Below are 24,754 nucleotides of genomic sequence, written 5' to 3'. Positions count from 1 at the left end.
TTACAGGAACTATGCTAAGATCAAATCAATCTTTACCAACTCGATTTTTTCACTCCTGGAATCTGTCCTTTATAGGCAAGCTCACGAAAAGCAATTCGAGACATTTTAAATTTTCTCAAGTAACCTCTAGGACGGCCAGTTAATTCACAGCGGTTTTTTAAGCGAGTGGGTGAAGAGTCTCTAGGTAGTTTCTGCAAAGCTTCATAGTCACCTTTTTCTTTTAGCTCTTTCCTTAATTGTGCATATTTCAAAACGAGCTGCTGCCGCTTTTTTTCTTTTGCTATTTTTGATTTCTTTGCCATTTAAAACCCTCCTGGTTTAAGTGTGTATGTTCCATTGAAAGGGGTCTTCAAACGTTGTCCAATCTTGATCAAATTCTTCAGGTGTGAGTAAGCATTGATCTAGTGTACGAATAATATCTGCTTTAGGTAAATCTACACCGATAAAGACAAGTTTTGTATGTCGATCACCAAACTCTGCATCCCACTCATCTAAAATTTCTGGTTCCTGATTTAAGATCCGTGATCGTTCTTGCTCAGGCAAGGCAGCAATCCAGTATGCGATTGGTTCAATTGCAACAGATTTTCCGGCTTGTGAAATTAAAATGGTTAAATCATGATGTGTCACTAGCCATGTAAATCCTTTCGCTCGAACAATCTGCTCTGGCATTTGATCTAACCATGCATTCAGTCTGCCAGTATGAAAAGGAAGCCTTCTTTCATAAACAAAAGATGAGATTTGGTATTCTTCTGTTTCAGGCGTATGCTGAGAGTGTCCAGCATTAATTTCTTTGATCCAGCCCGCAGAAGCACTAGATTTTTCAAAATCGAATAAACCAGTATTCAAAATATCACTAGGCTGTACGTTACCTTTAGAGGTTCTAATAATGGCTGCTTCTGGTTGAAGTTTGGTTAACACGTGCTCAAGCCGATCTAGTTCTGATGCTGATACAAGATCACATTTATTGATAATGAGCACATCACAAAATTCAATTTGATCAATAAGTAAATCGGAAATCTCTCGTTCATCATCATCTGAAACTGCTTCTTTACGATCCAATAAACTTTCTCCTGACTGGAAATCTGTCCAGAAACGGTTTGCATCTACCACCGTTACCATCGTGTCTAATCTGCAAAAACGTGTCAAATCTATGCCCATTTCTTCATCAATGTAAGAGAAAGTTTGAGCGACAGGAATTGGTTCACTAATACCTGTAGATTCAATGACAATATAATCGATATTCCCAGCCTTACAAAGGCGTTCTACTTCAATTAATAAATCTTCTCTCAATGTGCAACAAATACAACCATTAGATAGTTCAACCAGTTTCTCATCTGATCGAGAGAGTTCTCCGCCTTGCTTAACTAATTCTGCATCAATATTTATTTCGCTCATGTCATTGACAATAACAGCTACTTTTAGCCCTTTACGATTCTGTAGAACATGATTTAATATCGTGGTTTTTCCAGCTCCTAAAAAGCCGCTTAGAACTGTGACAGGTATTCTCTTATCCATTTGGTTTAGTCCTTTTGAACATAATCATTTTGTATGCCGCCTCGCTTAAATAGTAATTGTTACGATTTGAATCCCAAAAATTATTTTGTTTCCCGATGAAGGGTGTATTTCTTTAATCGTGGAGAATATTTTTTTAACTCCAATCTGTCTGGGTTCGTTCGTTTATTTTTTGTAGTGATATAGTTTCTGTCACCTGTTTCTGTACAGGCTAAGGTGATTTTCACGCGCATAAGTGCTATAACCCTCCTTTATTCCGTAATGATTACGATTTGTATTTTAAAATGATAAAGGCTGATTGTCAAGTTTAGTATCAAGGCTATGCCAACTCAAATAAAAAAGGGGTATCGCATTTTATTGATACCCCTTTCTATTAATAAAAGTCACCAAGTTCTTCTTCGTAATAATCTTCGTACTGTTGGACATCGGTAGGAAGCTCTTGGAGAAAGGCTAGCCCGCCTAGTATAAACATCAAAACGATAGCGATGAATGAGAGAATAACTGCGGCAATACTTGAAATGGCAAACAGTGTCTGCATTTTCATCATCTTAGCATATTGTTCCAATAATTCTTCGTAAGAAGTATCAGGCGCTTGAATCAATTGTTCAGCTGCTTTCACGGATTTTTGGACATGAATTCCCATCATAATCAGAAAAACGCCAATGGCAGCAGGAAGAACAAGCCAAAACCCACTGAGGATGGATAGACCACCTGAAATATAAAGAAAGATGCTCCCAACCTTTCCCCACTTTGTTATTGAATGAAGAGATTGAATGATTTTCTCAGTTTGTTGCAATTGTGTTCACTCCTTTATGTATTCACTCTATATCATACTTGAGCAAGTAGTACTTTAGGAAGAGTGAATTGACCTTATTTCTATCTTTTATTTACTTTTTATGGATAAATAAATTATTTTCGAATAAGAAAAAAGTAACAATTACTACAATTATAATCGAAAAATTTTGTCGTAAATAAGAAAAGTAGTTTGAAGTAATTAGAAAATTTATCAAAATATGTTGTTAGTTGTCTATCAATTGGTTATTATTGTATTGTATTACCATAAAAATTGGAAGGTGGAATTCATATGTTAGATCGAATTTTAAACAAAATGACCAATGTTCAACCTGCAGCTGCTAGATGTATTTTGCAAAGATTGGTAACTTCTTGCCAATCAGCACCAACTTGTTTCCTTCAAGGCGTTGGAACTTTCCGTTACTATGTGGATCGTGACACAGGTGAGATTTGTACTAGCCAAGAACGCGTTAAATGTGGCTGCTAAATTTAAGTATCTTATTTATTAGGGTGTGAACGCATGAGCATAACTCCAATTTCATTAGTAACAAATGCTATGCAGACGTCAAATAAGCGTCAAGCTGGCCATACATCAAATTCTTTTTTGACCCAAGCAGCGCAAATTGTTCAAGGCGACCATTCTCCAGAAGAGAGAAAGGCGTTATTTCAACAACTGACTTTAGTTCAGCAAGGAAAAGATTTAGAGCTTCATGTTTCTAAATTAAAGGAACTAGAGAAAGAGGTTCAAAAAGAGGGGTCTTCTTCCGTTACTGTGAATCAGCACGGTGATCAAGTTGACATTTCAAATGAAGCTCGCAGTGAGTTTGAACAAGCTGAGGAACAAACATCCGCTTCAAGCGAAGCTAATGAAATCGCTGCAGAGGAAAAAAGGAAGGATGTTCAGCCAAATTCACAATAATAAAAAATGAGGCATGTGTTTGATGCTCTTCACATGCCTCATTTATCTTTAGTTTGCAGATAGTCTTGAATAAAGACCGTCTGGAAAAGGTGCTGCATATGAGATGGTATCATTGTCTTCTACCATGATGTAGAACGGGAACTCCTGAATTTGGAATGCGTTTATCAATTGTTCGTCTACCGGAATAATTCGCAAGTTTGTTTCGTTATCACGATATAATTCTTGGTCCTTTTTTTGCCCGTTTTTCAACAAAATACTCAATGAAACGTTTAGTTTACGCTGCTTTTTTGTTTCTAGGAATTGTTCGAGTGATGGAATGCAGTGCGGACATGCTGTGTCAGTGAAGATCAGTAATTGTTGTGTACGATTTGTTTGCAGCAGATCATTCATGTGAATGGGTGATGGCTGTTCGAGAAGTGGATGCGCAAGTTTCTGCCCCACGTGTTCTATAGGTAAGATGATAAGCTGCATCTGTTGTTTTAAATAGATGATAATTCCAGCCGTTAATAGAAGACTGCAAATCATAAGAGCGAGCTGTATAAGAAAAATTGAATTCATCGTATATCGTCCTCTCAAAGTGAAGTTACGCAAAGCTATCATATTACAAATATCAAAAATATGTCAATTATACTAAATGGTGTAAGGTGGAGCATCTCATGAGTACAGTGAACCATTGTTTATATGCAATCTCCTATACTTGGAAAAAAAGTCGTTCTTATCTTCTTTTAACTTTGTTCATTCAAGTGATCGTTGGTTTTATGCCTTTGGCTAGTGTCTGGATTATTCAAACTTTGATTAATGAAATTATTTTATTTATGACGTCTTCAGGTGACATCCAAAAGGTTTTGTGGTTATTTGGACTGCAAATGGTCATTGTGATTTTAGGATATGGGCTTCAATTTATTCTTCAGCTTAGTCAACAGAAAGCAACAAATCTGATTGGTCTCCATTTGAAAGGTGAATTGCTTCAAAAAGCGATAAGACTGCCGTTTATTACGTTTGAGCACCCGTCCTTTTACAATGAAAGTCAACGTGTGATGAACAGTCATCAGCATGTTCTCAGTATGGTGAGAAGTATTTTTACAATGATGAGCGCGTTGATTACTGTTGTATCACTTCTTATTTATATGATCGGTATTCATTGGGGCTTAGCGGTCATATTGTTCTTGTTTACCTTGCCTGTATTATGGATTGAACTTTTCTTTGGAGGCGCACGTTATCGATTAAATCGTTTGTTAACGGCTAATGATCGAAGAGAAATTTATGTATCTGATCTCGTCGCACAGCGAGATTCTTTAAAGGAAGTTCGTTTATATGGAATAGGGAATTATCTTCTTCAAAAGTGGAGAGGTCACTACGTTAAAAGTGCAGATGAAAAATATAATTTGCTGAAACGCCAAGTGCGCTGGGAGATGGCAGGCGGGTTGCTCATGACATTGGCCTATGTGTGCTGTGGTTTATTGATTGTCTTTCTTATTTTTCAAAAAAAATTAGCTGCGGGTACGTTTGTTGCAGTGCTACAAGCTGTACAAAACATTCAAAGTGGGTTTCAAGATTTAACGAGGGAATGTTCTAGTTTATATGAAACGAGCCTATATGTTGATGAAATGAGAGCTTTTCTAAAGAGAGAAGAGGTAATGCATGAACAGACGGAAGAGGCAGCGTCGCTTCAGGGAATTGAGCATATCCAGTCCATTACATTAGACAATCTCTCTTTTACTTATCCGAATATGAAAAAACCAGCGATTGAGCATATTCATTTTCATATGAATAAAGGTGAACGAATTGCATTAGTAGGAGATAATGGGTCCGGTAAAACCACTTTAATCAAATGTTTAACCGGCTTATACGATCCAGATCAACAGAATATGCACAAAGTCAATGGAGAGGATATTTCCACCATCCATAAAAAGACCTATCATGCGAGAATGGCTGTTCTTTTTCAAGATTTTATGAAGTACGAATTCACTGTGAGAGAAAACATAGGGTTTGGCCGTATTGATGATATAGAAGAGGAAGAGCGGTTGATTTCAGCCGCCCGTCAAGCAGGTATAGAGAAAAGAATTAATGAAATGGAAGACACATATGATGCGCAGCTAGGTCGCTTTTTTGAAGAGGGACATGAATTGTCTGGCGGACAATGGCAAAAGCTTGCGATGGCGAGAACCTTCTTTAGAGAAAGTGATTTTATTATTTTAGATGAACCGACCTCTGCTCTCGATCCATTGTCGGAGATCTCACTCATTCGAAAGTTGTTCGATCATACGCAGGATCAAGGTGTTTTGTTTATTACACATCGTATGGGAGCGGCCCGCTTAGCAGACCGTATCATCGTCATGAAAGATGGTGCTTTCATTGAAGAGGGCAACCATGATGAACTGATGGCATTACACGGAGAATACAGAAGGCTATACGAGGCACAATCTCAACTATTTCAACAAAAGGAGATGGTGTAAGGTGAGTGTCTTTTATTTCATAGGAGTCTATTTACTAGGAATCATTTTTGCAGGTGCATGGCTGGATAAAGCAAGGAAACAGAAGGCACATGTCCAGCAGATCAATGCTTATCGGCTGCTGCCGCCTTCTTTCGCGGCACCCATGTTTTATGTATTTTTGTTGATTGAGTTGGTTTGTACGATTCATTTGTTTATATGGAACATGTCTGTCCTGCCTGCAGTGGGCCTTACAGCCCTGTTATGTATTTACACTGGAGCGGTTACGTTCAATTTAATGAGGGGGCATCGTGATATTTCGTGCGGTTGTGGAGGATTACTGGAAAACGATCGCCTGCATTGGGGGATTGTGATTCGCAATCTGCTGATGCTTACTCTTGTGGCAGGGTTATTTTATGTACATCCTAGTGTTGAAATGATTTCATTGCGGTTGAAAATGATTTGTTTTCTCATTGCAGCGGCTGTCTGTTTGATCATAGCGGTCAGCCAAGAAATTGTGCTATTGAAGCGAAAGTGGATCGACTCATTCCAGATTGCAGATGGATCAATTATAGAAGGAGATAAAATGAAATGACAGATATTTTATTAATCATTGTGTTATTAATTGTCATTGCCCAGCTGGCTGTCGTGTTTTTGCTTGCCCGTTTTATCGGGAGATTTATGAATAAAATAAAATCTCTTGATGGAATTGAATTGAAGGAAGCGGATATTGGTGACCCGGCTCCGTTATTTCGCAGTTATTCGCATGTAGGTGAAAAGGTGATCTTGAAGGAGTATTTGCAAAATGGGCGAGCTGTGATGCTGTTATTTGTGAATTCTACTTGTATGACTTGTAAAAGTATTTTGTCTGATGTACAGCCTCAAACTTCACATGATGATGCTCATGTGATTGTTATTAATGGAGATGAACAAGCCGATGATGCCTCGCTTCTTCAATTGCTGCCGGAGCAAGCTGTTTATATGCGCTCATCACAAATTATGGAGTTGTATGGAGTAACAGTTGTTCCGCAAGCGCTTCTGATTGATGAACATGGTATCATTCTGAAAAGAAAATCGCTTCAAAATGCGAAGCAATTTGAGCAGTTGGTGCATGCTTCATAAAAAAAGCGTCTCTTTCTTCAAGAGACGCTCCAGCGTGTAGACAAACCCTCGCATTCTTTGTCAGTCCTGCGTGCTGGTGCTTACGAATGTGACATTCGCTCCGCGCCAGTACTCGTCCTTCCTCGGGCTGCAAAGGTTTTCTATCACGCTGAAAAGAAAACAAAGGGCTAAAATCAAGTTCATTTTAGCCCTTTGTCAACAATCTAAAGCGTCTCTTTCTTCAAGAGACGCTCAGTTTATAATTCTTTTCCTAAAATATCTAAGTCGTACCGATTGCCGTCCATTTCTGCGATGCGTGGCAAATGTCCCCAAGTCTCAAATCCGTGCTTCTTAAATAATTTGATGCTGGCTTCGTTGTGGCCGAAAATAAAGGCAAGTAACGTTCGGATGCCTAATGAGGGTGCCAATTCGAGCGCCTCTTGTAAGAACAGTGACCCTAAACCTTTTCCTCGATAGTTTTGGTTCAAGTAAATACTCATTTCAACAGTACCGTTGTATGCAGGTCTGCCGTAAAACGTTTCAAAACTGAGCCAGCCGTAGATATTTCCTTCCTCATCTGTTTTCACATAGAGAGGACGTTTCTCTGAATGATGCAAAAACCACTGACGGCGGTCTTCTACTGTAACAGGTTCTGTATCGGCCGTTACTTCTCTTGAAGCAATCGTTGAATTGTAGATATCGACGATCTCTTTGAGGTCATCTTCTGTTGCCATGCGGTTGAAAGTTTTCACCATATGTACCCCCATCTTTTTTCATTCATCATACATATTATTGATGCGATTGCGCAAAATAAAAAGAAAAATAATTTCGTGTGTATATATTTTTTGAAAAGTGTTCAGAATGTTGCTGAGGTGATGAAAAATGAGAGAGGAAGAAAAGAAACGTACTTCCAAAATCACAAAAGTTCAGCAATTTTTCCGTAAGCGCTGGGTATTCCCTGCTATTTACTTGGTCAGCGCAGCGGTCGTGTTAACAGCCGTTCTTTGGTATCAAGCTGTATCGAAAGATGTGAAAGACCAACTATCTGATGGAAATCAAACAGGACAAGAACAGCGTGATGATGCCGTTGAAGTTGGAAAGCCAATTGAAAATGTTGCTATGCCGGTCCAGAATTCTGAGAATGTTTCTGTCGTGAAAAAGTTCTATGAAGCAGATGCTGATCAAAAAGAAAAAGAAGCAGCACTTGTAAACTATAATAACACCTATACCTTAAGCAAAGGTATTGATCTTGCAGATAAAGATGGCAAAGTGTTTGATGTCACAGCTGCTCTTAGTGGAACAGTCGTTCAGGCGAAAAAAGATCCAGTTCTCGGTCACGTTGTTGAAATTGAACATGAAGATGGATTGTCTACTGTTTATCAATCGTTGTCTCAAGTGAGTGTAAAAGAAGGCGATGAAGTGAAACAGAATGATGTCATCGGTGCTTCTGGTAAGAATCTATATGGTGCTGAAAGCGGCAACCATGTTCACTTTGAAATTCGTATGGAAGGTTTAGCGCTTAATCCACTTAGCTTCATTGATAAGCCTGTTTCTTCCATTGAAAAAGCAGCGCAAGAAGTGACGGAAGAAGCAAAAGAACCTGCTCAGCCAAAAGCTGATGACAAAATGAAGGAACCTGCTGCTGACGATAAGGCAAAAGAGCCGACTGAAGAAAAATCTGAAGATAAGTCTGATGAAAAGGGGAAATCCTCTGATCAAGAAAAGTCTTCAGATTCCTCTAAAGACCGCAGTCAGTCAGAAGAAACAAAACAATCTTAATGTCATGTCAGATCCTCTGTGTAGATAAATGCACAGAGGTTTTTTTCTGTCTTTAAAAAACCTCCGCCATATGGCGGAGGGGATGCTATAAGGCGGCAGGTCCTTCTTCACCTGTCCGAATGTTGATTGTATTTTCTATCTCATATATAAAAATCTTCCCATCCCCTGGTTCTCCTGTACGAAGTACCTTTTGAGCCGTTTCCACGACCTGTTCAACAGGTACTTTGCTTAAGACGATTTCGATCTTTAAACGTTCGTACACATTGCTTTCCTTTTTGACGCCACGGTATAGTTCCGTATGTCCCTTTTGTAATCCGCAGCCGTGCACATTGGAAAAGGTAATCGAGGTGACACCAATCTTTCCAAGCTCCACCTTTAATGTTTCAAAATTAGCTGGACGTGTGACAATCTCCACTTTATACATTTTGCTCATAGAGACACCCCTTTTTCTTTAATCTTGATATGCTTTTTCGCCGTGCATCGTTAAATCAAGACCGACTGATTCTTCTTCTTCAGTTGCGCGAATCTTGAAGAAGATGTTGACGACTTTGATGATCACATATGTGACAACTGCAACAAAGACGTATGTGGCCACGATGGCGACAACTTGTTTCCAAAGTAAGCTTGGATCGCCATAAAATAAGCCGTTGGCTCCGCCATCATTGACAGATGTAGTGGCGAAAAGGCCTGTAGCAATGCCTCCCCAAGTACCGCCGATTCCGTGGAGACCGAATGCATCCAGTGCATCGTCATAGCCGAACCTGGCTTTGAGTGAATAGACGCCCCAGAAACAAACGATCCCGCCGATGATTCCGATGATGATCGAAGCGAATGGTGTGACAAAGCCTGCGGCAGGTGTAATCGCTACTAGGCCTGCAATGGCTCCAGAGATTGCACCTAGCATCGTTGGTTTTTTGTTGATCATCCATTCGACTAACAGCCAGCCGATGATTCCTGCAGCAGCAGCTGTATTGGTGTTAATAAAGGCATACATGGCGACACTATCTAATGTGAGGGCACTTCCTACGTTAAACCCAAACCAGCCAAACCAAATCACAGCTCCACCAAGAAGTGTGTAGATCAAGTTATGCGGAGAAGAACTTGCCGCTTCTTTTCGCTTCCCGAGAACAATGGCTACGACTAGACCAGCCACACCGGATGATATGTGGACGACGTTTCCACCGGCGAAGTCAAGTGCTCCCATTTCTCCAATCCAGCCGCCGCCCCATACCCAGTGTGCGACTGGAGCGTATACAAATGTGACCCAAAGGAGTGTAAACACGACTACCGCTGAGTAACGAATACGTTCAGCGAAGGCACCAGAGATAATGGCTGTTGTGAGGACGGCAAAGGTCATTTGGAACATCATGAACAATGAATGTGGAATTGTATCACTATATGAACCAGGTTCAAAGCCAACGCCTTTTAGTCCAACCCAGTCAAAGCCTCCGATCCATGCATTGCCTGGCGCAAAGGCCAGTGAATAGCCAAACACGATCCAGACGATAGAGACAATGGCTAGTGAGGTTAAGCTGTGCATTGTCGTACTTAACACGTTTTTACTTCTCACAAGTCCTCCGTAGAATAAGGCTAAACCCGGTGTCATTAACCACACGAGTAGTGCGCAGAAGAACATAAATACTGTATCACCCATTTGCATGCTGCATTCCCCCGAATCATTCAGAATTAATAGATTTCTTAATTCTTCATTATAGAGAGAAAAGTCATATATAACATATTCATGTAAGTTTATCTAACATGGTTTTTTGGTCATTATCAATATAAATGGATGAAAAGTTCGTAAAAAATGAGAATAAACGTGCATGAATCACGAAAAATAAAGGGCGTTTGACCTATAAAATCGAACTGAGAAACAATTTGGTTCGCTCCTCTTGAGGAGAATCAAATAATTCTGATGGGGTACCTTGTTCGACGATTCGTCCTTCATGCATATAAACAACTCGGTCAGCTACTTCTTTTGCGAAGCCCATTTCATGAGTGACGATGACCATTGTCATGCCTTCTTTGGCAAGACTTTTCATGGTTTGCAGCACTTCGCCTACAAGCTCTGGGTCCAGCGCAGAAGTAGGCTCGTCAAATAACATGACATCGGGCTTCATGGCGAGAGCTCGTGCGATGGCAACGCGCTGTTTTTGACCGCCTGATAGCTTTGAAGGGTACACTTTTGCTTTATCCGCTAGTCCGACTTTCTCTAATAAGACATTGGCTTCAGTTATCGCTTGTGCTTTCTTTGTTTTTTTCACCATGACCGGTGCTTCGATGATGTTTTCAAGCACGGTTTTGTGCGGAAAGAGATTAAAATGCTGAAACACCATGCCTATTTTCTGCCTCATTTCGTTTAATTGATCTCGTTTTGGATGAACGGGACTGCCATCAATGATGATCTGACCGTCATTTTTTATTTCTAAAAAATTCATACAACGGAGCAAGGTGCTTTTCCCAGAGCCGCTTGCACCAATTAAGACGACGACATCATTTTCATATACAGTGAGATCGATATCTTTTAAGACATGCAGCTCTCCAAAGTATTTATTCAGTTTTTCAACACGAATGATTTCTTTTGATTCTGTCATGCTTCTCCTCCTAATGATCACTGACTGAAAGTTTCTTCTCAACGGTTTGCACAGCGAATGTTAACAGCAGGACAAGAACTAAGTAATAGACAGCCACGACAAGTAAGTACGTCATGTTGTCAAAACTGTTGGAACCTTGAGTGGTGGCTATGTTAAAGAGTTCATTGACGCTGATGAAGGCGGCAAGTGATGAATCTTTTAAGCCGATAATAAACTGATTGCCGAGCGGGGGAAGGGCACGCCGCATCGCTTGCGGGAGAATGATACGTCTCATGGTTAGAAATCGCCCCATGCCAAGAGAACGTCCTGCTTCTTTTTGACCTTGATCGATTGATTGAATCGCACCTCTAAATATTTCTGCTATATAGGCACCGTTATGGAAGGCAAGCGCAATAGAGGCTGCCCAAAAGTCGGGTATATTTAATTCTGTAAGCCCAAAATACAGGATAAAAATCTGCACAATGAGTGGTGTTCCGCGTACAAGGAAGATATAGGCATTTGCGATATAACCGAAAACGGCCACGCTGGATATTTTTAGTAAGGCAAAGAAAAGCCCGATGAACATGCCGATGAAAATGCTGATGACAGTGAGTTGTAAGGTGAGCAGCATTCCTTCTAAGAAAACGCCTCTAGAATCAATCAGCGTTTGAAAAAAGTGTGATAAGGTAGGCAAAACAATCATCTCCATTTGAAGAAAGTGCGCCTAGAGAAAGGCGCACAATCGTGGTTTTAATCCTGTTTGACGGTAATATCTTCGTCAAAATACTTTTCGCTAATTTGTCTTAATGTTCCGTCTTTTTTGAGTGCATCAATCGCATCATTGATCTCTTTCATGAGCTTTTTATTGTCTTTAGAGACAGCGATTGCTTGCTCACTTTGCCCGAGTCTTTCTTGTGCTTCAATTTTAAGTTTTTTCTTCATGGCTTCTGCACCTGTGGCAAAATCAGTGACGACCGCATCGTGTTTGCCGTTGGCTAGTGCTTCTAAAGCGACAACATCACTGTCGTAATATTTTGGTTCCTGCCCGCTATGTTCTTTGGCAATATCCGCATAGGACGAACCTTTAGAGACAGCGATTTCTTTGTTTTTTAAGTCATCTGCACTGTGAATGTCTGCGCCGGGTCTTGTGAAGATTTGCGGACCGGAGTAGTAATACGGTTGAGAAAAAAGGACGTGTTTTTTTCGTTCCTCGTTGATGGTATGACTTGCAACGGCCGCATCAAATTTGCCTGCTTTGACGCCTTCGACGATGCCTGCGAATTTATATTTTTTCTGTACAGGCTCGAGGCCCATCTTGTCGCTAATCGCATTGCCGACATCAATATCAAAGCCGGACATCTGTTTTCCATCCATGTAACTGAATGGGTGGAATTCACCTGATGCTGCAAAAATAAATTTCCCATCTTCCAAAATCGGCGACCCTTTCGCTGTAGAATTACGTTTATCTCCGTTCCCATTTGTTTCATTTGAACCACACGAAGACAGAAGTAATACTGCAACCGAGAAAAGGGCTGGGACCCAAAACCGTCTTTTTTTAATAATAAGCTTCTCCTCCTTTTCAGCCGTTCTCCGTATAAGGAGAAAGTAGGCTTTTAAATATGTGTAGCATCTTACCATTTGTTCCTCATATTCTCAATTTTATATGCGCTTTTCCAACACTTGCCCTTTTTAAAATGTATGTCTTGCTTTTCGGAGAGAGAACTTGAATTGATTAGGGTAAAAAAGGGAAATGAATCTCATAATAACGAGGAGATAGACAAAAAAGAACGTGTATGTCAAAAGAAGGGGGCGGGTGTATGATCAAATGGAAAAACAACCGAAAAGTCTTTTTAACGGCGATTGCTTTTGGCACGATGTTAAATCCATTGAATTCCTCAATGATTTCTTTAGCCTTGCATCAAATTCAGCATGAGTTCGGTTTGTCGTTTACGACGGTATCTTGGCTCATTTCAACCTTTTATTTGGCCAGCGCGGTCACGCAGCCGGTGAGTGGACGAATTGGAGATCATGTGATGAGCCGGAGAACCTTATTTTTATTTGGACTAGTTCTAGTGGCAGTCTCAGCCATTTGTGCGCCGTTTGCCCCGACTTTTGCGGTGCTGATTGTGATCCGGCTTCTTCAGGCGATTGGAAGCAGTGCGATCTATCCTTCAGGTGTTGGACTGATTCGGGATCATGTGAAGGAACGACAAGCTTCTGCTTTAGCGGTATTGTCCATCTTTGCTTCAGCGATGACAGCACTCGGGCCGACACTTGGCGGGTTTTTGATGACGATCGGCAGCTGGCCGGCGATCTTTTTAGTAAATCTGCCATTCATATTGATCAGTTTTTTTCTAGGCTTTTCCTTATTTCCTAAGGAGAAGAAGAAAAAATTGCGTATAGGAGACACTGTCCGAAAGCTTGATTTGCCAGGGATGTTGCTATTTACAGTTTGTATTGTCCTTTTGCTTTCTTTTTTATTATCACTATCTGATGGTATTCAGTATGTACAGGGCATTCTCTGTCTTGTGTGTGCGGGTGCTTTTATATGGTGGGAGCATCAGGTGGATGAGCCATTTATCCAAATTCGGATGTTCAGGCAGGAGAAACGGCTTTCACTTGTGTATGTGCAATTTATCATTTTAAATATTTTCTTCTATTGTCTCTTTTTTGGCTTGCCAAGTTATTTTCAGGATGAATTGGGCTGGCGTGTGGAGATGACGGGTCTCTTTATGCTTTGCATGTCTGGAGTGAGCATTATGGTATCGCCGCTGACTGGCAAGTGGGTAGATCGCGGCGATGAACGGCATCCTGTTTTGGCAAGTGCTGTGCTCATGCTGGCCGGCGCTTCCGCCATGACTTTCTTTTTTATTCCTGCGCCATTCTGGGGGAAAGGACTGGTTCTTGCTTTGCTTGGACTCAGTTACGGGATTGGAAATGTTGCGCTTCAAGCTGCGATGTTAAAAGCGAGCCCTCAACAAATGATTGGCACGACCTCTGGGCTTTTTCAAACATGCAGGTACCTTGGTTCCATTCTGTCATCTGCCGTGCTTGGCATGCTGTTTGGTGAGGAAATTGCAGGTTCTCATTTTGACCAATTAGGCTGGACATTGATCATGATTTCTCTTGTCGGCATTAGCGTCAGCCTTTATTTTTCGAGTATGGTCAGAGGAAAACAAACAATGAAAAAAGCGGCTGGGATAAAGTAGAAGAGAGGTCTTCCATACTTTATCGCAAGCCGCTTAAGAGTTGGACAGGTCTGACCCTTGGTCCTTTTGCTTCCTTCTGAAAATTTTGCCCACAATGTTCTCGTAAAATGTCACGATACGGTCAATTGGAGAGTCAAAGAACTTCCATAATTTATTCATGATAAAGACAACCACAATCGATACGATCAAGCTGCCTAATACATCAAATGGATAATGATGACCGACCCAGATGCGGGAGAACCCTGTCAGTAATCCAAAAACAAGCAAAATATTGCCGAGTTTTTTATTACGGGATCGAATGGCTAGTGAAAGAGCCAGTGCACCTGTTGTATGGTCACTTGGGAAGGAAGCGTCTGCTGAGTGCGGGATGAGTGTGTCGACTTTGTGCGCCACAAACGGCCGCTCTTCATAATAAAACAGCGTAATGGCAAAATTGACGATGAGTGCCACGATGCCTGTTACACCAGAAAAGAAGACATGCTTCTTAAATTTGTGATTACCTAAAAACCAACAAATCAATAAGACGAGGGCATATACGAGAATGGCCTTTTTCGTAATGAAAATCATGGCCTGATCTAAAAACTCAGAATGATGAGCCATCCCGTGTATGACTTTAAACAATTCGTAATTCAAAACATCACCTATACTTTCGCTTAACGCCAACTATTTTTCAAAAGACCTATCTGTTCATTTGAAATATCCTATATTTTAGCATGTTTTCAGTGAAGTTTAAAACAGTATCCTATTCTGATAGGGAAACCTTTTGTGCTTTTGCTTCTTGCGGTTTTCGTTCGCTCCAATAAAAAACGCCCATGCTGAGTAACACGACAACGCCAGCAATGAGATATACATTTGAAAAATCTGTGAAGCTGACAAGCAGTCCGAAGACAAAGGATCCAGCGGCAATCCCCGTATCATACAAGGTAAAGAAAGTTGCTGTGGCGTAGCCTGTACGGTGTGCTGGTGAGTGCTGTATCGCAAGTGTTTGTAGACATGGCACCAAAGAGCCGTAGCCAAGGCCGATGACAGCGCCGGATAAAAGAAGCATGGTGGCTGTTTGGGTAGCGGTCAGCATCCATAAACCAATCGCAAAGAGAGCAATCGATGGATAGATCACAATATGAGGCCCGACTCGGTCAAACAGTCTTCCTGTAAATGGACGTGATCCAAGCATTGCAGCTGCAAAAACGATGAAGAAATAACTGCTTGCACCCATCAGGTGAAGTGAATTGGCATAGACTGAAATAAATGAAATGATCGGCGAGTAACAGAAGGAGATAATGATTCCAACTGCTGCCGTTTTTAAAGCACCTTTTTCAAACAGGTGAGAAAAAGTGAATCGAAAGATGACACTTCCGCCGTTTTCAGGCTCTGGCTGTCTAATCAGCATCGTGAAAGCTGCGCCGATGGAGACGATGATGGAAAAGAGCAGAAATAAAGAATGGAATCCTACTTTTCCGACTTGATTCAGTGCGATAAACGGACCGATGACCACGGCAAGGTTCATCGACATCACAAAGTATCCAAGACCCTCTCCTCGTTTATGTTTCGGAATCATATCAGCAGCAATGGCACTTGCTACGGTTGTCAAAATGCTGAAGAAGATTCCTTGCACGAAACGCAGCATGAGAAGTGTTTGGAATTGATCAATTGGAATGTATAAATAAGTGAGCAGGGCAAAAGCCGTTGAAGAAAAAATCGCCATGCGTTTCTTGCCGAATTTCTCAATAATGGCCCCTGAAAATGGCCTTGTCACAATTGCTGATAATAAGAAGACCGTCACAAGGAGGCCACCCTGTGATTCTGTTCCATTTAATTCATCCATTGTGTAAATGGGGAGTAGTGTCAAAAGGGCATAAAAAGAGGTGAATGTAAATAAATTCACCAGGACAATCATGATAAAGTCTTTTGTCCAAATGCGTTCGTTCATGGTGTATGTCACTTCCTATTCAGTTGATAATTTGTGTAAAAGTGTATGGAGGAGTTGTTTTTCTTCGTAGGTGAAATCTGAAAGACATTCTTCTTCAAATTGTTCCATCGTCTGTTTGATTTTTTGAAACTTTGCTTTTGCATCGTCTGTCATGACGATGAGATTCTCACGTTTGTCTTTTCCTTGGACTCGTTTCACCCAGCCGTTTGCTTCTAGACGTGTCACGGTTCTTGTAATCGTCGGTGCTTCGACGTTCAAATAGGTCCAAATGTCTTTTTGCGTTTTAGGGCCGAATGTATCCAAACAAAAAAGTACAGTCCACTGGGACATGTACAAGTCATAAGCAGCAAGCGCTTCGTTCGCTTTTTTAGACAGCAGCCGCGCGCTTTGATGTATTTGATGTAAACACTCTCTGTTTAACGTATCCATAGGCTCACCTTTATTCATTATTTATCTAGGTAAATAAAATCACCTTTCCTATTTTACGTGTTACACCGATGCTTGTAAAGTGAAAATTTTCGCCACTCGAAATGATTTTTTGTTTTGTCTTTTCTGATAAATCCCTTGTCCCATCTTCATTTTTAGCATATTCCCTATGCAATGCTAATACACTGTTACAAACCTGACAAAGAGAGTGTTTGAGGTGAGGGATCGTGTTTGGCATTTGCTACCTAATGGATGAGAAATTAAGACGAACAAGCGCCGCTGAAAATGGATAATATTGATACGGATCTCATTTCACACTTCTCACATCCATTTTAGGGAGGTCGAGTGGTGTGCACGATTACATCAAAGAGCGAACAATCAAGATAGGAAAGTATATCGTGGAGACAAAGAAAACCGTTCGTGTAATTGCGAAAGAATTTGGAGTCTCTAAAAGTACTGTACACAAGGATCTAACAGAAAGACTGCCAGAAATTAATCCAGATCTGGCTAACGAAGTGAAGGAGATACTGGATTATCATAAATCAATCCGTCACCTGCGAGGGGGAGAAGCCACAAAGTTAAAGTATAAAAAAGAAGAAATTTTAGAAGGTGAGCCTGTAAAACAGTAAGCTTTAGTTCTTTGTTCATAAACATGATATATATATCTTCCTCTTATCGGTAGTTTCTAACCACAAATTTTGTAAAGACTTTTGTAAAGAAATATCTTTTTTTCTGCAAATTATGATAGAATATATAATTAGGGCAGAATGTGGTATTTGCTATGGAAACAGATTTTCAAGGAGGATATATATAGATGTTTGCTAGGGATATTGGAATTGATCTTGGTACTGCAAATGTACTGATTCATGTCAAAGGAAAAGGAATTGTGTTAAATGAACCATCTGTTGTCGCTCTTGATAAAAACAGCGGGAAAGTATTAGCTGTTGGAGAAGAAGCGAGACGTATGGTTGGACGTACGCCTGGGAATATTGTTGCGATTCGTCCATTAAAAGATGGCGTAATTGCTGATTTTGAAGTAACTGAAGCGATGCTCAAGCATTTTATTAACAAATTGAATGTGAAAGGGCTGTTCTCTAAGCCGCGTATGCTCATCTGCTGCCCGACAAACATTACATCTGTTGAGCAGAAGGCAATCAAAGAAGCTGCTGAAAAAAGCGGCGGGAAGCATGTATTTCTTGAAGAAGAGCCAAAAGTAGCAGCAATTGGTGCTGGTATGGATATTTTTCAGCCAAGTGGAAACATGGTCGTAGATATTGGAGGCGGAACGACAGATATCGCTGTCATCTCGATGGGTGACATTGTAACCGCCTCTTCTATTAAAATGGCTGGAGACAAATTTGACCTGGAAATTCTAAACTACATTAAAAAAGAGTACAAGCTGTTGATCGGTGAGCGAACTGCAGAGGACATTAAGATCCAAGTTGCAACGGTATTCCCAGACGCACGTCACGAAGAGATTTCGATTCGTGGACGAGACATGGTGACAGGATTACCAAGAACGATTACCGTCACAAGCAAAGAAGTAGAAGAAGCATTACGTGAATCTGTATCTGCCATTGTTCAGGCTGCGAAACAAGTTCTTGAAAGAACACCACCTGAATTATCAGCTGATATCATTGACCGCGGCGTCATCATTACTGGTGGCGGAGCGCTTCTAAACGGGCTTGATCAATTGCTTGCAGAAGAGCTGAAAGTACCAGTTTTCGTTGCAGAAAATCCAATGGATTGTGTAGCAGTTGGTACTGGCGTGATGCTTGATAATATGGACAAGCTGCCAAAGCGTAAACTCAGCTAATGATTTCCCTCATTCTTTTTAGAAAGAATGGGGGATTTTTATTAAAGAAGCCTGCCAATATGCCGATATATTTCATAGAAGATTGTGTACTGATGATTTTAGGTCATGTGAAAGAATTTGAATGAGGTGAGCACGTGTTAAAAGGACTATACACCGCAACATCTGCCATGATCGCTCAAGAGCGGCGGACAGAAATGCTTTCAAATAATATCGCAAATGCGAATACTCCAGGCTATAAAGCAGATGAAGGGGCCATGCGCGCATTTCCAGAAATGTTGCTAAGCCGAATGGAATCAGGACGTTTCCAAACATCTTCAGGCAAAGGCTTTAGTATCCCGCAGCAAACGGCGATCGGCGGAATTAATACGGGAACATACATGCAGGAATTGATTCCCCAATTTACACAAGGAACATTAAAAACAACGGATCAAACAACGGATATCGCATTAGTAGAAAATAATGTACCCATCAACCCAGAGACAAATCAAAAGTCAGCGCTTTTTTATGCTGTGAATACACCAGAAGGCGTTCGTTATACGAAAAGCAGTTCCATTACATTGAATGATCAAAATCAGCTGACGATCAATGGACGTGCCCTTCTCTCCGTGACGGGCCAGCCGATTACCGTTCAAAGTGAGAATTTCAAAGTGAACGCAGATGGAACCGTGAGTGAAAACGGACAAAACCTTGGACAAATTGATGTACGTGTTGCAATGGATACAAGAAACCTTGCGCGTGAAGGAAATGATTTATACCGTACAGCTGATAACCAGCCTCTTCCAAGTGCGGTCAATAACGGTCAAATGTCCTATACATTAAGCCAAGGTGTATCAGAGCTGTCGAACGTTGATGTGACGAAATCATATACAGAAATGACAACAGCCTACCGCGCGTTTGAAACAAACCAAAAAGTGGTTCAGGCATATGATAAAAGTTTAGAAAAAGCAGTGAATGAAATCGGAAGAGTGTATTAATGAAGAAATGAAAGAGAGAGGAGGATTCTCATGCTTAGAACGATGATCAATGCAGCTGTGTCGATGAACGAGGTGCAAAAGCAGCTTGATATCATTAGTAATAACATCGCAAACAGTGAAACAACAGGGTATCGCGCGAAAAACACCCGTTTTTCAGAGCTGGTCAGACAACAGTTTAATCAGGTAGATGAAAAAAATGAGCAGGTGGCAAACAGTCGTCTGACACCTGCTGGTTTAAGGCTTGGAACTGGAACGATGGTCAATGCATCCATTAACTCATTGCAAGGGTCTATTAAAGAAACAGGCCGTGACCTTGATGTTGCATTTGGTGCGCCATCTCAGTATTTGCAGGTCAATGCTGGCGGTAACATCCGGTATACAAGAGATGGCTCTCTTTATTTACAGCCAGGAAATAATCGGAATCAAGTCCAGCTGGTGACAAGCGAAGGCCATCCGATTCTTGACGAAAACGGGAATGAGATTGTCTTAAATGCGAATTTCCGTGATATTTCTATCGATAAAAATGGCCGGCTTACAGCTATCTCTCGAGGCAATCAACCGAATCAGCAGGTGAACCTTGGGGTTGTTCAAGTGAATAATTCTTCAGCACTCATCTCTGAAGGAGAAAATTTGTTCTCAGTCGACGGCAACTATCAAGGCGCTTTAACGGCACTGAATGGGGCAAACCGTCAGGCCATTCAACTTCAGCAAGGTGCACTTGAAACGTCGAATGTGGACATGTCTAAAGAATTAACAGACCTCATGACAACACAGCGTTCGTATCAGATGAACTCAAGAACCATTACGATGGGCGATCAGATGCTAGGACTCATTAATACCATTCGATAATGAGCAGGCGGATGTCAGCCTCTCATGATAAAAAAGGCGGCTCGCTCAAAGTCGCCCTTTTTTTTATAAAAATCTGAGACATCTGCAAGCAGATCTTCAAGATCAATCCAGGCTTCTTTTCGTTCAAGACATGTGACGAGTGTAGCAATCTGTTCATCTGCCTTGGGCGTTTGGCTGTAGAGAAGGAATAAAATTTGGAACTTGATTCTTAATAGATCAAATTGGGCATCAACGGCTTCTTTTAGTCCTTTTTGAATATACTTCATTCCTTCATCAGTTAAATTCTCTTTAAAGCAGGAACGCACAGTTTCATAGAGACACGATACATAGGAGTGGGCAGATTTCCGGTATGCTGGGAGCCGAAGCGCTTTTTTAAAGTATTCTAGTGCTTCCTTATGACGATTCTGTCTCGACTTGATAAAACCAGCGTCATAATACACGATACCAAGCAGTTCTTGGTCATCAATCATTTTCACGTATTCGATAATTTCAATAAAAATAGATTCTGCTTCTTCATATTTTTTTTGATCACTAAAGTTAAGTGCGAGCACAATTTTGCACCGATAAATGCTGTGGATATCCCCGTGCTTTGCAAAGATATCCATGGCTTTTTCAACATGTCGAATGGATAACAGTGAATAGCGGTTGTTATAATAAACACCACTTGTACGGAAATGAAACTCCGCTTCCTCTAGCTCATCGTCTAGCAGGGGCAGTTTTTCTTCTGCTTTTTCAAGATAATGAATGGCATCATTTTGATCGCTCTTTAAAGATTCGTATAAACCGAGAAAAAAGTAAAAATAATATTGCAGTTGATCATTCATTTGATCTTTGTGGAGCATGAGTTCATGCTTCAGTTTTTCTAAGTCTTCTGTTTGATTCATCCAGAGCTGGTGCCGAAAAAGTATAAGCTGATAATGTAAATGAAGCTCCTGTTTCTTTGATAATCTACGTTTATATTTGGTTAAGGACGTTTTGATCTCTTCAGCCTTCGAAAAATGTCGATGTTTTAGCATTGTATACCACGAATGGAGAAGTTTTTTAATGGATTTATCGCTTATAAAATTCATTTTTACCCTCTTATTCAATCAATGATGTAATATATATTACCATATTTGTGAAAAAACGATGAGTGTAGAGTGGATTATATTTCATGACAATAGGTAATGATAGATTCTATTTTTTACCATAAATGTTGGCTGGACGTTGAAAAATGATTGCATTCATAATATACTTCAATAGGAATCAAATGAAGATCAGCGATATAGAAAAGAAGGAGAGATCAAGATATGCTTGATGCTCAGCAAATTCAAGACATTATTCCACACCGTTATCCATTTTTATTGGTTGACCGTATTTTAGAAGTTGATGGTGAGAAAAGAGCGGTTGGAATCAAAAATGTGACAGTAAATGAAGAATTTTTTAATGGCCATTTCCCAGGATACCCCGTCATGCCGGGTGTGCTTATTGTAGAAGCGCTTGCTCAAGTTTTTGGGGTCATCATGTTAGGTAAAGAAGAGAACAAAGGGAAAATTGGTTTGTTTGCAGGGATTGACAGCTGCCGATTCAAAAGACAGGTCAAGCCAGGCGATCAGCTACGTTTAGAGGTTGAAATCACACGTCTTCGCGGTCCAGTTGCCAAAGGAAAAGCAGTTGCAACAGTAGATGGCGAAGTGGCATGTGAAGCAGAACTGACATTTTCTATCGGTCCGAAAGTATCGTAATGTGTCTGACGGTTCATCTTGTATGAACCGTTTTTTATATGGAAACATTCATCCAGATCGGATGAGGACTTGCTTTTTTGACAAAAAAACGTCATATTAGACAAAAAAAGATGAAGGTGATAAACAATGCTGAAAGAATTTAGAGAGTTTGCCGTCAAGGGGAATGTGATTGACCTGGCTGTCGGTGTCATCATCGGGGGAGCATTTGGCAAAATTGTCACTTCTCTTGTGAATGATTTAATTATGCCGCTTGTTGGTATTATTGTCGGGGGGCATGATTTTAGTGGATTGTCTATTAAAATCGGTTCTGCTCAAATTTTGTATGGAAGTTTCATTCAAACAGTGGTCGATTTCTTGATTATCTCCTTTTCCATTTTTATCTTTATTCGTTATTTAAATAAATTAAAACGGAAAAAGGTAGAGGAAGAAGAAGTGGTTGAAACGCCAGATCAAACGGAAGTGTTGTTAACCGAAATTAGAGATCTTTTGAAAAATCAAAGCCAATCGAAAGATGTGCAATAGAAAAAGAGCGGCTCATCCCGCTCTTTTTTATGTGTTCTGTTTAAAAGCATCCAGCAGTTTTTCTCCTGATAGCCCCTCTTTGACGAGGTCTTTTAATACTTCTTCGGTTTCTGTTCTGTAACGATTTGTGATCATTTTACCGTCGAGTAATACAGATATGTTTTCTTCTAAGGCAACGATGTTTTTGACTTGGACCGATAGATGAACAGGGCGGTTGTTTTCTTTTGTAATCGTCACGAGAATCTTTACTTCTGTATGCTGCTGGAAGAGCACCTCAAACACTTGTCTATGCTTCTTTGGAATCAGTGCCTCGATCATCCAGTGATTTTCGCCATCTTCTTTATTAATGATTAAGCCGTCACGAAGGGGAATGCTGGACATTTTATCTTGCTTTGGATCAAGTTCGATTTTTAAATCAATCAGCCTAAAGGTTTTCATATTTATCACCTCACAAGCGTTCATTATTCGTAAGTATCATTATAGCATACAACATCTGTATAAATGAAACCGCTGCCTACTCAGAACTAGCTGCATATAAGTGAAAGGAGATGTTTTATGGAGTCCTATCAACTTCGAAACATACATATTGGTGAGGAAAAGGAAAGCAATGTGAGGGTCTATACATGGGGAGATATTCTCTCATTTTGTGATGTGTATATGGAAGAAGGGGAGTCCCTCACTTTTCAATACGTGACAGACGATCAAATGGACTGTTTTGAATTTCAGTTGTCAATTCATGATGGAAGGCTTTGTTTTTATTGGTTTGCGTGGGACGGGTCTGACTATATTCACATGCCTTCTAGTAATTGGATTCATTCAGATGTTTTTTATCAATTTATGAAAAATAAGTATTTCGTCAAACAAAATAAGATGATGTTTTATACGCAAGCGGTAAAAAGTAAAAATGATTGAGAAAATAAAGAATTTGAAGAACGATTTTGTCATTTTCGTTTTTTGTCTCTTGTGCTATTTCTCAGTAGACTAGGGTTAGCTGAAAGGAAAGGAGGCAAAAGGCAAAGGTCTAGCATCTCGCGGCCCCCCTCTAGCTATAGCTGATAGACTTTGCCTTGTACACATATTCACTGCGTAATAGTAGAACCAAGGTTTATTTGTATCAGTCATGTGTCCCCTGTGAATCCCCTTATGCGTATCCGGTCATGTAGCGTGACCGGGTACTCTTATATTCATTGATAAGCCGATCATCCCTTGCAAATAGTGGATACTCATTTCATAATGATGATGGATTTGATAAACGGAAGGTCAACTGAAAATGAAGGCAAAAAAGGAGAGACCGATGACAAACATTCAATTAATCGCAACGGATTTAGACGGAACTTTATTGAACAGTGAGCACAAAGTGAGTCAGGAAAACGAGCAGGCGTTAAAGGAAGCAGCAGCGAGCGGGATTGAGGTTGTCGTTTCAACAGGAAGAGCGTATTTTGATGTGAAATCTATTTTTGATCAGCTTGGGATGAATACGTGGGTCATCAGTGCAAATGGAGCTGTGATTCATGATCCCAAAGGTCAGGTATATCATTCGGCTGTTCTAGAAGAAGAAAAAGCAAAACACATCTTATCATGGCTTGAGGAGCGTGATTATTATTATGAAGTGTTTACGAATGAAGCCATTTACACACCAAACCGCGGCAGAGAGCTTCTGGCGATAGAAATGGACCGCTTAAAGAGTGCAAATCCAGAAACGGATCAGCGTGTTCTTGAGCAAGCGGCTGAAGTTCAATACAGCCAGTCAGGTTTTGCTTATATTGATACATATCAAGAATTGTTTCGTGAGGATCAGAAGCTTTCATTTTATAACATCTTAGGTTTCTCATTTTTTCAAGACAGATTGAAAGCCGGATGGGATGCGTTTGGACATGATTCTGAATTAACATTGGTTAGTTCGGCTGATCATAACTTTGAAATTGGTGCAAAGGAAGCGTCGAAAGGGCAGGCGTTAACCAGGCTGGCAGAAAAGCTCGGTATTCCATTAAGCCAAACAGCGGCTGTAGGAGACAGTTTAAATGATGAATCGATGATTCGGGCAGCTGGGGTTGGAATTGCAATGGGGAATGCGAGAAAGGATATAAAAGAATTAGCTGATCACGTCACGTTAACAAATGATGAACATGGTGTGGCACATATGATTCAACATCTTTTGAAATAATTGAATCGTATGTATTTGTATAAATGACATAG

30 protein-coding genes are annotated in these 24,754 nt (G+C 40.5%); 14 read left to right on the top strand and 16 right to left on the bottom strand.

Going from position 1 to position 24,754, the window contains the following annotated elements; genetic code table 11:
- Positions 1-32: 32 nt before the first annotated feature.
- The 4 genes from rpsN to MHB38_RS17365 all read right to left on the bottom strand — a co-directional run bounded on the left by rpsN (position 33) and on the right by MHB38_RS17365 (position 2,308).
- Positions 33-302 carry a 30S ribosomal protein S14 gene (gene rpsN, locus MHB38_RS17380; RefSeq protein WP_008343369.1) on the bottom strand — a complete coding sequence of 90 codons (270 nt, stop codon included), beginning with the start codon at positions 300-302 and terminating at the stop codon, positions 33-35.
- Between the two features lie 16 nt (positions 303-318).
- Positions 319-1,515: a GTP-binding protein gene (locus MHB38_RS17375; protein ID WP_017360029.1), complete on the bottom strand. Its 1,197-nt coding sequence runs from the start codon at positions 1,513-1,515 to the stop codon at positions 319-321.
- An 80-nt stretch (positions 1,516-1,595) separates the two neighbouring features.
- Positions 1,596-1,745 (bottom strand): 50S ribosomal protein L33, encoded by a 150-nt coding sequence (gene rpmG / locus MHB38_RS17370; RefSeq protein WP_003214771.1) that lies wholly within the window; start codon positions 1,743-1,745, stop codon positions 1,596-1,598.
- A gap of 140 nt (positions 1,746-1,885) precedes the next feature.
- Positions 1,886-2,308 (bottom strand): DUF5362 family protein, encoded by a 423-nt coding sequence (locus tag MHB38_RS17365; protein WP_007497598.1) that lies wholly within the window; start codon positions 2,306-2,308, stop codon positions 1,886-1,888.
- Positions 2,309-2,824: 516 nt separating this feature from the next.
- On the opposite strand from MHB38_RS17365, the gene MHB38_RS17360 reads away from it, so the two are divergent.
- The gene (locus tag MHB38_RS17360) at positions 2,825-3,223 is read left to right on the top strand and encodes a hypothetical protein (RefSeq protein ID WP_017360028.1); all 399 of its coding nucleotides are present in this window, start codon (positions 2,825-2,827) and stop codon (positions 3,221-3,223) included.
- Positions 3,224-3,271: 48 nt separating this feature from the next.
- Here the strand turns inward: MHB38_RS17360 and MHB38_RS17355 are convergent, their stop codons facing one another.
- The gene (locus MHB38_RS17355) at positions 3,272-3,781 is read right to left on the bottom strand and encodes a thiol:disulfide interchange protein (protein WP_341004070.1); all 510 of its coding nucleotides are present in this window, start codon (positions 3,779-3,781) and stop codon (positions 3,272-3,274) included.
- A gap of 98 nt (positions 3,782-3,879) precedes the next feature.
- Here MHB38_RS17355 and MHB38_RS17350 point away from each other — a divergent pair, with 98 nt between their 5' ends.
- Genes MHB38_RS17350 through MHB38_RS17340 form a run of 3 tightly spaced genes read left to right on the top strand, consistent with a single transcriptional unit; the run spans position 3,880 to position 6,777 of the window.
- On the top strand, positions 3,880-5,679 hold the full coding sequence (locus MHB38_RS17350) for an ABC transporter ATP-binding protein (protein WP_341004069.1): 1,800 nt from the start codon (positions 3,880-3,882) through the stop codon (positions 5,677-5,679).
- A gap of 1 nt (position 5,680) precedes the next feature.
- Complete coding sequence (locus tag MHB38_RS17345; RefSeq protein WP_017360025.1) at positions 5,681-6,250, top strand: MauE/DoxX family redox-associated membrane protein; 570 nt, start codon at positions 5,681-5,683, stop codon at positions 6,248-6,250.
- Positions 6,247-6,777 (top strand): TlpA family protein disulfide reductase, encoded by a 531-nt coding sequence (locus MHB38_RS17340; RefSeq protein ID WP_007497592.1) that lies wholly within the window; start codon positions 6,247-6,249, stop codon positions 6,775-6,777. The genes MHB38_RS17345 and MHB38_RS17340 overlap by 4 nt, the downstream gene beginning before the upstream one ends.
- A gap of 236 nt (positions 6,778-7,013) precedes the next feature.
- Here MHB38_RS17340 and MHB38_RS17335 read toward each other — a convergent pair whose 3' ends face one another.
- Complete coding sequence (locus MHB38_RS17335; RefSeq protein ID WP_017360024.1) at positions 7,014-7,511, bottom strand: GNAT family N-acetyltransferase; 498 nt, start codon at positions 7,509-7,511, stop codon at positions 7,014-7,016.
- Positions 7,512-7,638: 127 nt separating this feature from the next.
- Here MHB38_RS17335 and MHB38_RS17330 point away from each other — a divergent pair, with 127 nt between their 5' ends.
- Positions 7,639-8,535 (top strand): M23 family metallopeptidase, encoded by an 897-nt coding sequence (locus MHB38_RS17330; protein ID WP_008343344.1) that lies wholly within the window; start codon positions 7,639-7,641, stop codon positions 8,533-8,535.
- An 85-nt stretch (positions 8,536-8,620) separates the two neighbouring features.
- Here the strand turns inward: MHB38_RS17330 and MHB38_RS17325 are convergent, their stop codons facing one another.
- From MHB38_RS17325 to MHB38_RS17305, 5 genes are all read right to left on the bottom strand, one after another.
- Entirely contained in the window at positions 8,621-8,968 is a 348-nt protein-coding gene (locus tag MHB38_RS17325; protein ID WP_007497589.1) for a P-II family nitrogen regulator, read from the bottom strand.
- A gap of 18 nt (positions 8,969-8,986) precedes the next feature.
- On the bottom strand, positions 8,987-10,195 hold the full coding sequence (locus tag MHB38_RS17320; protein ID WP_017368194.1) for an ammonium transporter: 1,209 nt from the start codon (positions 10,193-10,195) through the stop codon (positions 8,987-8,989).
- A gap of 193 nt (positions 10,196-10,388) precedes the next feature.
- Positions 10,389-11,129 (bottom strand): amino acid ABC transporter ATP-binding protein, encoded by a 741-nt coding sequence (locus MHB38_RS17315; protein WP_008343342.1) that lies wholly within the window; start codon positions 11,127-11,129, stop codon positions 10,389-10,391.
- 10 nt (positions 11,130-11,139) lie between these two features.
- Positions 11,140-11,817, bottom strand: a complete 678-nt coding sequence (locus MHB38_RS17310) for an amino acid ABC transporter permease (protein WP_080995764.1) — start codon at positions 11,815-11,817, stop codon at positions 11,140-11,142.
- A 41-nt stretch (positions 11,818-11,858) separates the two neighbouring features.
- On the bottom strand, positions 11,859-12,746 hold the full coding sequence (locus MHB38_RS17305) for a transporter substrate-binding domain-containing protein (RefSeq protein ID WP_341004065.1): 888 nt from the start codon (positions 12,744-12,746) through the stop codon (positions 11,859-11,861).
- A gap of 179 nt (positions 12,747-12,925) precedes the next feature.
- On the opposite strand from MHB38_RS17305, the gene MHB38_RS17300 reads away from it, so the two are divergent.
- A complete protein-coding gene (locus MHB38_RS17300) occupies positions 12,926-14,317 on the top strand; it encodes an MFS transporter (RefSeq protein ID WP_116306362.1) in 1,392 nt (463 codons plus the stop codon).
- 33 nt (positions 14,318-14,350) lie between these two features.
- Here the strand turns inward: MHB38_RS17300 and MHB38_RS17295 are convergent, their stop codons facing one another.
- The 3 genes from MHB38_RS17295 to MHB38_RS17285 all read right to left on the bottom strand — a co-directional run bounded on the left by MHB38_RS17295 (position 14,351) and on the right by MHB38_RS17285 (position 16,676).
- Positions 14,351-14,950, bottom strand: a complete 600-nt coding sequence (locus MHB38_RS17295; RefSeq protein ID WP_008343330.1) for an undecaprenyl-diphosphatase — start codon at positions 14,948-14,950, stop codon at positions 14,351-14,353.
- A 109-nt stretch (positions 14,951-15,059) separates the two neighbouring features.
- Entirely contained in the window at positions 15,060-16,247 is a 1,188-nt protein-coding gene (locus MHB38_RS17290) for an MFS transporter (protein WP_024718734.1), read from the bottom strand.
- A 15-nt stretch (positions 16,248-16,262) separates the two neighbouring features.
- Positions 16,263-16,676, bottom strand: a complete 414-nt coding sequence (locus tag MHB38_RS17285; RefSeq protein WP_008343328.1) for a MarR family winged helix-turn-helix transcriptional regulator — start codon at positions 16,674-16,676, stop codon at positions 16,263-16,265.
- 347 nt (positions 16,677-17,023) lie between these two features.
- Here MHB38_RS17285 and spoIIID point away from each other — a divergent pair, with 347 nt between their 5' ends.
- The 4 genes from spoIIID (at position 17,024) to MHB38_RS17265 (ending at position 20,312) form a co-directional block, all read left to right on the top strand.
- The gene (gene spoIIID / locus MHB38_RS17280; protein WP_008343327.1) at positions 17,024-17,302 is read left to right on the top strand and encodes a sporulation transcriptional regulator SpoIIID; all 279 of its coding nucleotides are present in this window, start codon (positions 17,024-17,026) and stop codon (positions 17,300-17,302) included.
- A gap of 185 nt (positions 17,303-17,487) precedes the next feature.
- Positions 17,488-18,489 (top strand): cell shape-determining protein Mbl, encoded by a 1,002-nt coding sequence (gene mbl, locus MHB38_RS17275; protein WP_007497573.1) that lies wholly within the window; start codon positions 17,488-17,490, stop codon positions 18,487-18,489.
- Positions 18,490-18,623: 134 nt separating this feature from the next.
- A complete protein-coding gene (locus MHB38_RS17270) occupies positions 18,624-19,463 on the top strand; it encodes a flagellar hook-basal body protein (RefSeq protein WP_017360018.1) in 840 nt (279 codons plus the stop codon).
- Between the two features lie 30 nt (positions 19,464-19,493).
- A complete protein-coding gene (locus MHB38_RS17265; RefSeq protein WP_007497568.1) occupies positions 19,494-20,312 on the top strand; it encodes a flagellar hook-basal body protein in 819 nt (272 codons plus the stop codon).
- Between the two features lie 14 nt (positions 20,313-20,326).
- Here the strand turns inward: MHB38_RS17265 and MHB38_RS17260 are convergent, their stop codons facing one another.
- Complete coding sequence (locus MHB38_RS17260; protein WP_165379176.1) at positions 20,327-21,382, bottom strand: tetratricopeptide repeat protein; 1,056 nt, start codon at positions 21,380-21,382, stop codon at positions 20,327-20,329.
- Between the two features lie 219 nt (positions 21,383-21,601).
- Here MHB38_RS17260 and fabZ point away from each other — a divergent pair, with 219 nt between their 5' ends.
- Together fabZ and mscL are read left to right on the top strand one after the other, a co-directional pair.
- The gene (gene fabZ / locus MHB38_RS17255; RefSeq protein WP_024718731.1) at positions 21,602-22,036 is read left to right on the top strand and encodes a 3-hydroxyacyl-ACP dehydratase FabZ; all 435 of its coding nucleotides are present in this window, start codon (positions 21,602-21,604) and stop codon (positions 22,034-22,036) included.
- Between the two features lie 126 nt (positions 22,037-22,162).
- Positions 22,163-22,558 (top strand): large conductance mechanosensitive channel protein MscL, encoded by a 396-nt coding sequence (gene mscL, locus MHB38_RS17250; RefSeq protein WP_007497563.1) that lies wholly within the window; start codon positions 22,163-22,165, stop codon positions 22,556-22,558.
- 27 nt (positions 22,559-22,585) lie between these two features.
- Here the strand turns inward: mscL and MHB38_RS17245 are convergent, their stop codons facing one another.
- Complete coding sequence (locus MHB38_RS17245) at positions 22,586-22,996, bottom strand: YwpF-like family protein (RefSeq protein WP_003215215.1); 411 nt, start codon at positions 22,994-22,996, stop codon at positions 22,586-22,588.
- A gap of 117 nt (positions 22,997-23,113) precedes the next feature.
- Between MHB38_RS17245 and MHB38_RS17240 the strand changes: the two genes are divergently transcribed.
- On the top strand, positions 23,114-23,470 hold the full coding sequence (locus MHB38_RS17240; protein ID WP_008343305.1) for a hypothetical protein: 357 nt from the start codon (positions 23,114-23,116) through the stop codon (positions 23,468-23,470).
- A 391-nt stretch (positions 23,471-23,861) separates the two neighbouring features.
- A complete protein-coding gene (locus MHB38_RS17235; RefSeq protein WP_241215622.1) occupies positions 23,862-24,722 on the top strand; it encodes a Cof-type HAD-IIB family hydrolase in 861 nt (286 codons plus the stop codon).
- Positions 24,723-24,754: the final 32 nt, after the last annotated feature.

It is taken from the genome of Bacillus sp. FSL K6-3176 (assembly GCF_038003325.1).
In the GTDB taxonomy this organism is placed as follows: domain Bacteria; phylum Bacillota; class Bacilli; order Bacillales; family Bacillaceae; genus Bacillus; species Bacillus altitudinis.
The sequence above is the reverse complement of the archived record's forward strand: the minus strand, read 5'-3'. Positions and strand labels throughout refer to the sequence as shown.

Coding starts and splice junctions, on each gene's coding strand:
- rpsN (WP_008343369.1), bottom strand. CDS start 302: ATGGCAAAGAAATCAAAAATAGCAAAAGAAAAAAAGCGGCAGCAGCTC.
- MHB38_RS17375 (WP_017360029.1), bottom strand. CDS start 1,515: ATGGATAAGAGAATACCTGTCACAGTTCTAAGCGGCTTTTTAGGAGCT.
- rpmG (WP_003214771.1), bottom strand. CDS start 1,745: ATGCGCGTGAAAATCACCTTAGCCTGTACAGAAACAGGTGACAGAAAC.
- MHB38_RS17360 (WP_017360028.1), top strand. CDS start 2,825: ATGAGCATAACTCCAATTTCATTAGTAACAAATGCTATGCAGACGTCA.
- MHB38_RS17355 (WP_341004070.1), bottom strand. CDS start 3,781: ATGAATTCAATTTTTCTTATACAGCTCGCTCTTATGATTTGCAGTCTT.
- MHB38_RS17350 (WP_341004069.1), top strand. CDS start 3,880: ATGAGTACAGTGAACCATTGTTTATATGCAATCTCCTATACTTGGAAA.
- MHB38_RS17340 (WP_007497592.1), top strand. CDS start 6,247: ATGACAGATATTTTATTAATCATTGTGTTATTAATTGTCATTGCCCAG.
- MHB38_RS17335 (WP_017360024.1), bottom strand. CDS start 7,511: ATGGTGAAAACTTTCAACCGCATGGCAACAGAAGATGACCTCAAAGAG.
- MHB38_RS17330 (WP_008343344.1), top strand. CDS start 7,639: ATGAGAGAGGAAGAAAAGAAACGTACTTCCAAAATCACAAAAGTTCAG.
- MHB38_RS17325 (WP_007497589.1), bottom strand. CDS start 8,968: ATGAGCAAAATGTATAAAGTGGAGATTGTCACACGTCCAGCTAATTTT.
- MHB38_RS17320 (WP_017368194.1), bottom strand. CDS start 10,195: ATGCAAATGGGTGATACAGTATTTATGTTCTTCTGCGCACTACTCGTG.
- MHB38_RS17315 (WP_008343342.1), bottom strand. CDS start 11,129: ATGACAGAATCAAAAGAAATCATTCGTGTTGAAAAACTGAATAAATAC.
- MHB38_RS17310 (WP_080995764.1), bottom strand. CDS start 11,817: ATGGAGATGATTGTTTTGCCTACCTTATCACACTTTTTTCAAACGCTG.
- MHB38_RS17305 (WP_341004065.1), bottom strand. CDS start 12,746: ATGGTAAGATGCTACACATATTTAAAAGCCTACTTTCTCCTTATACGG.
- MHB38_RS17300 (WP_116306362.1), top strand. CDS start 12,926: ATGATCAAATGGAAAAACAACCGAAAAGTCTTTTTAACGGCGATTGCT.
- MHB38_RS17290 (WP_024718734.1), bottom strand. CDS start 16,247: ATGAACGAACGCATTTGGACAAAAGACTTTATCATGATTGTCCTGGTG.
- MHB38_RS17285 (WP_008343328.1), bottom strand. CDS start 16,676: ATGGATACGTTAAACAGAGAGTGTTTACATCAAATACATCAAAGCGCG.
- mbl (WP_007497573.1), top strand. CDS start 17,488: ATGTTTGCTAGGGATATTGGAATTGATCTTGGTACTGCAAATGTACTG.
- MHB38_RS17265 (WP_007497568.1), top strand. CDS start 19,494: ATGCTTAGAACGATGATCAATGCAGCTGTGTCGATGAACGAGGTGCAA.
- MHB38_RS17260 (WP_165379176.1), bottom strand. CDS start 21,382: ATGAATTTTATAAGCGATAAATCCATTAAAAAACTTCTCCATTCGTGG.
- fabZ (WP_024718731.1), top strand. CDS start 21,602: ATGCTTGATGCTCAGCAAATTCAAGACATTATTCCACACCGTTATCCA.
- mscL (WP_007497563.1), top strand. CDS start 22,163: ATGCTGAAAGAATTTAGAGAGTTTGCCGTCAAGGGGAATGTGATTGAC.
- MHB38_RS17245 (WP_003215215.1), bottom strand. CDS start 22,996: ATGAAAACCTTTAGGCTGATTGATTTAAAAATCGAACTTGATCCAAAG.
- MHB38_RS17240 (WP_008343305.1), top strand. CDS start 23,114: ATGGAGTCCTATCAACTTCGAAACATACATATTGGTGAGGAAAAGGAA.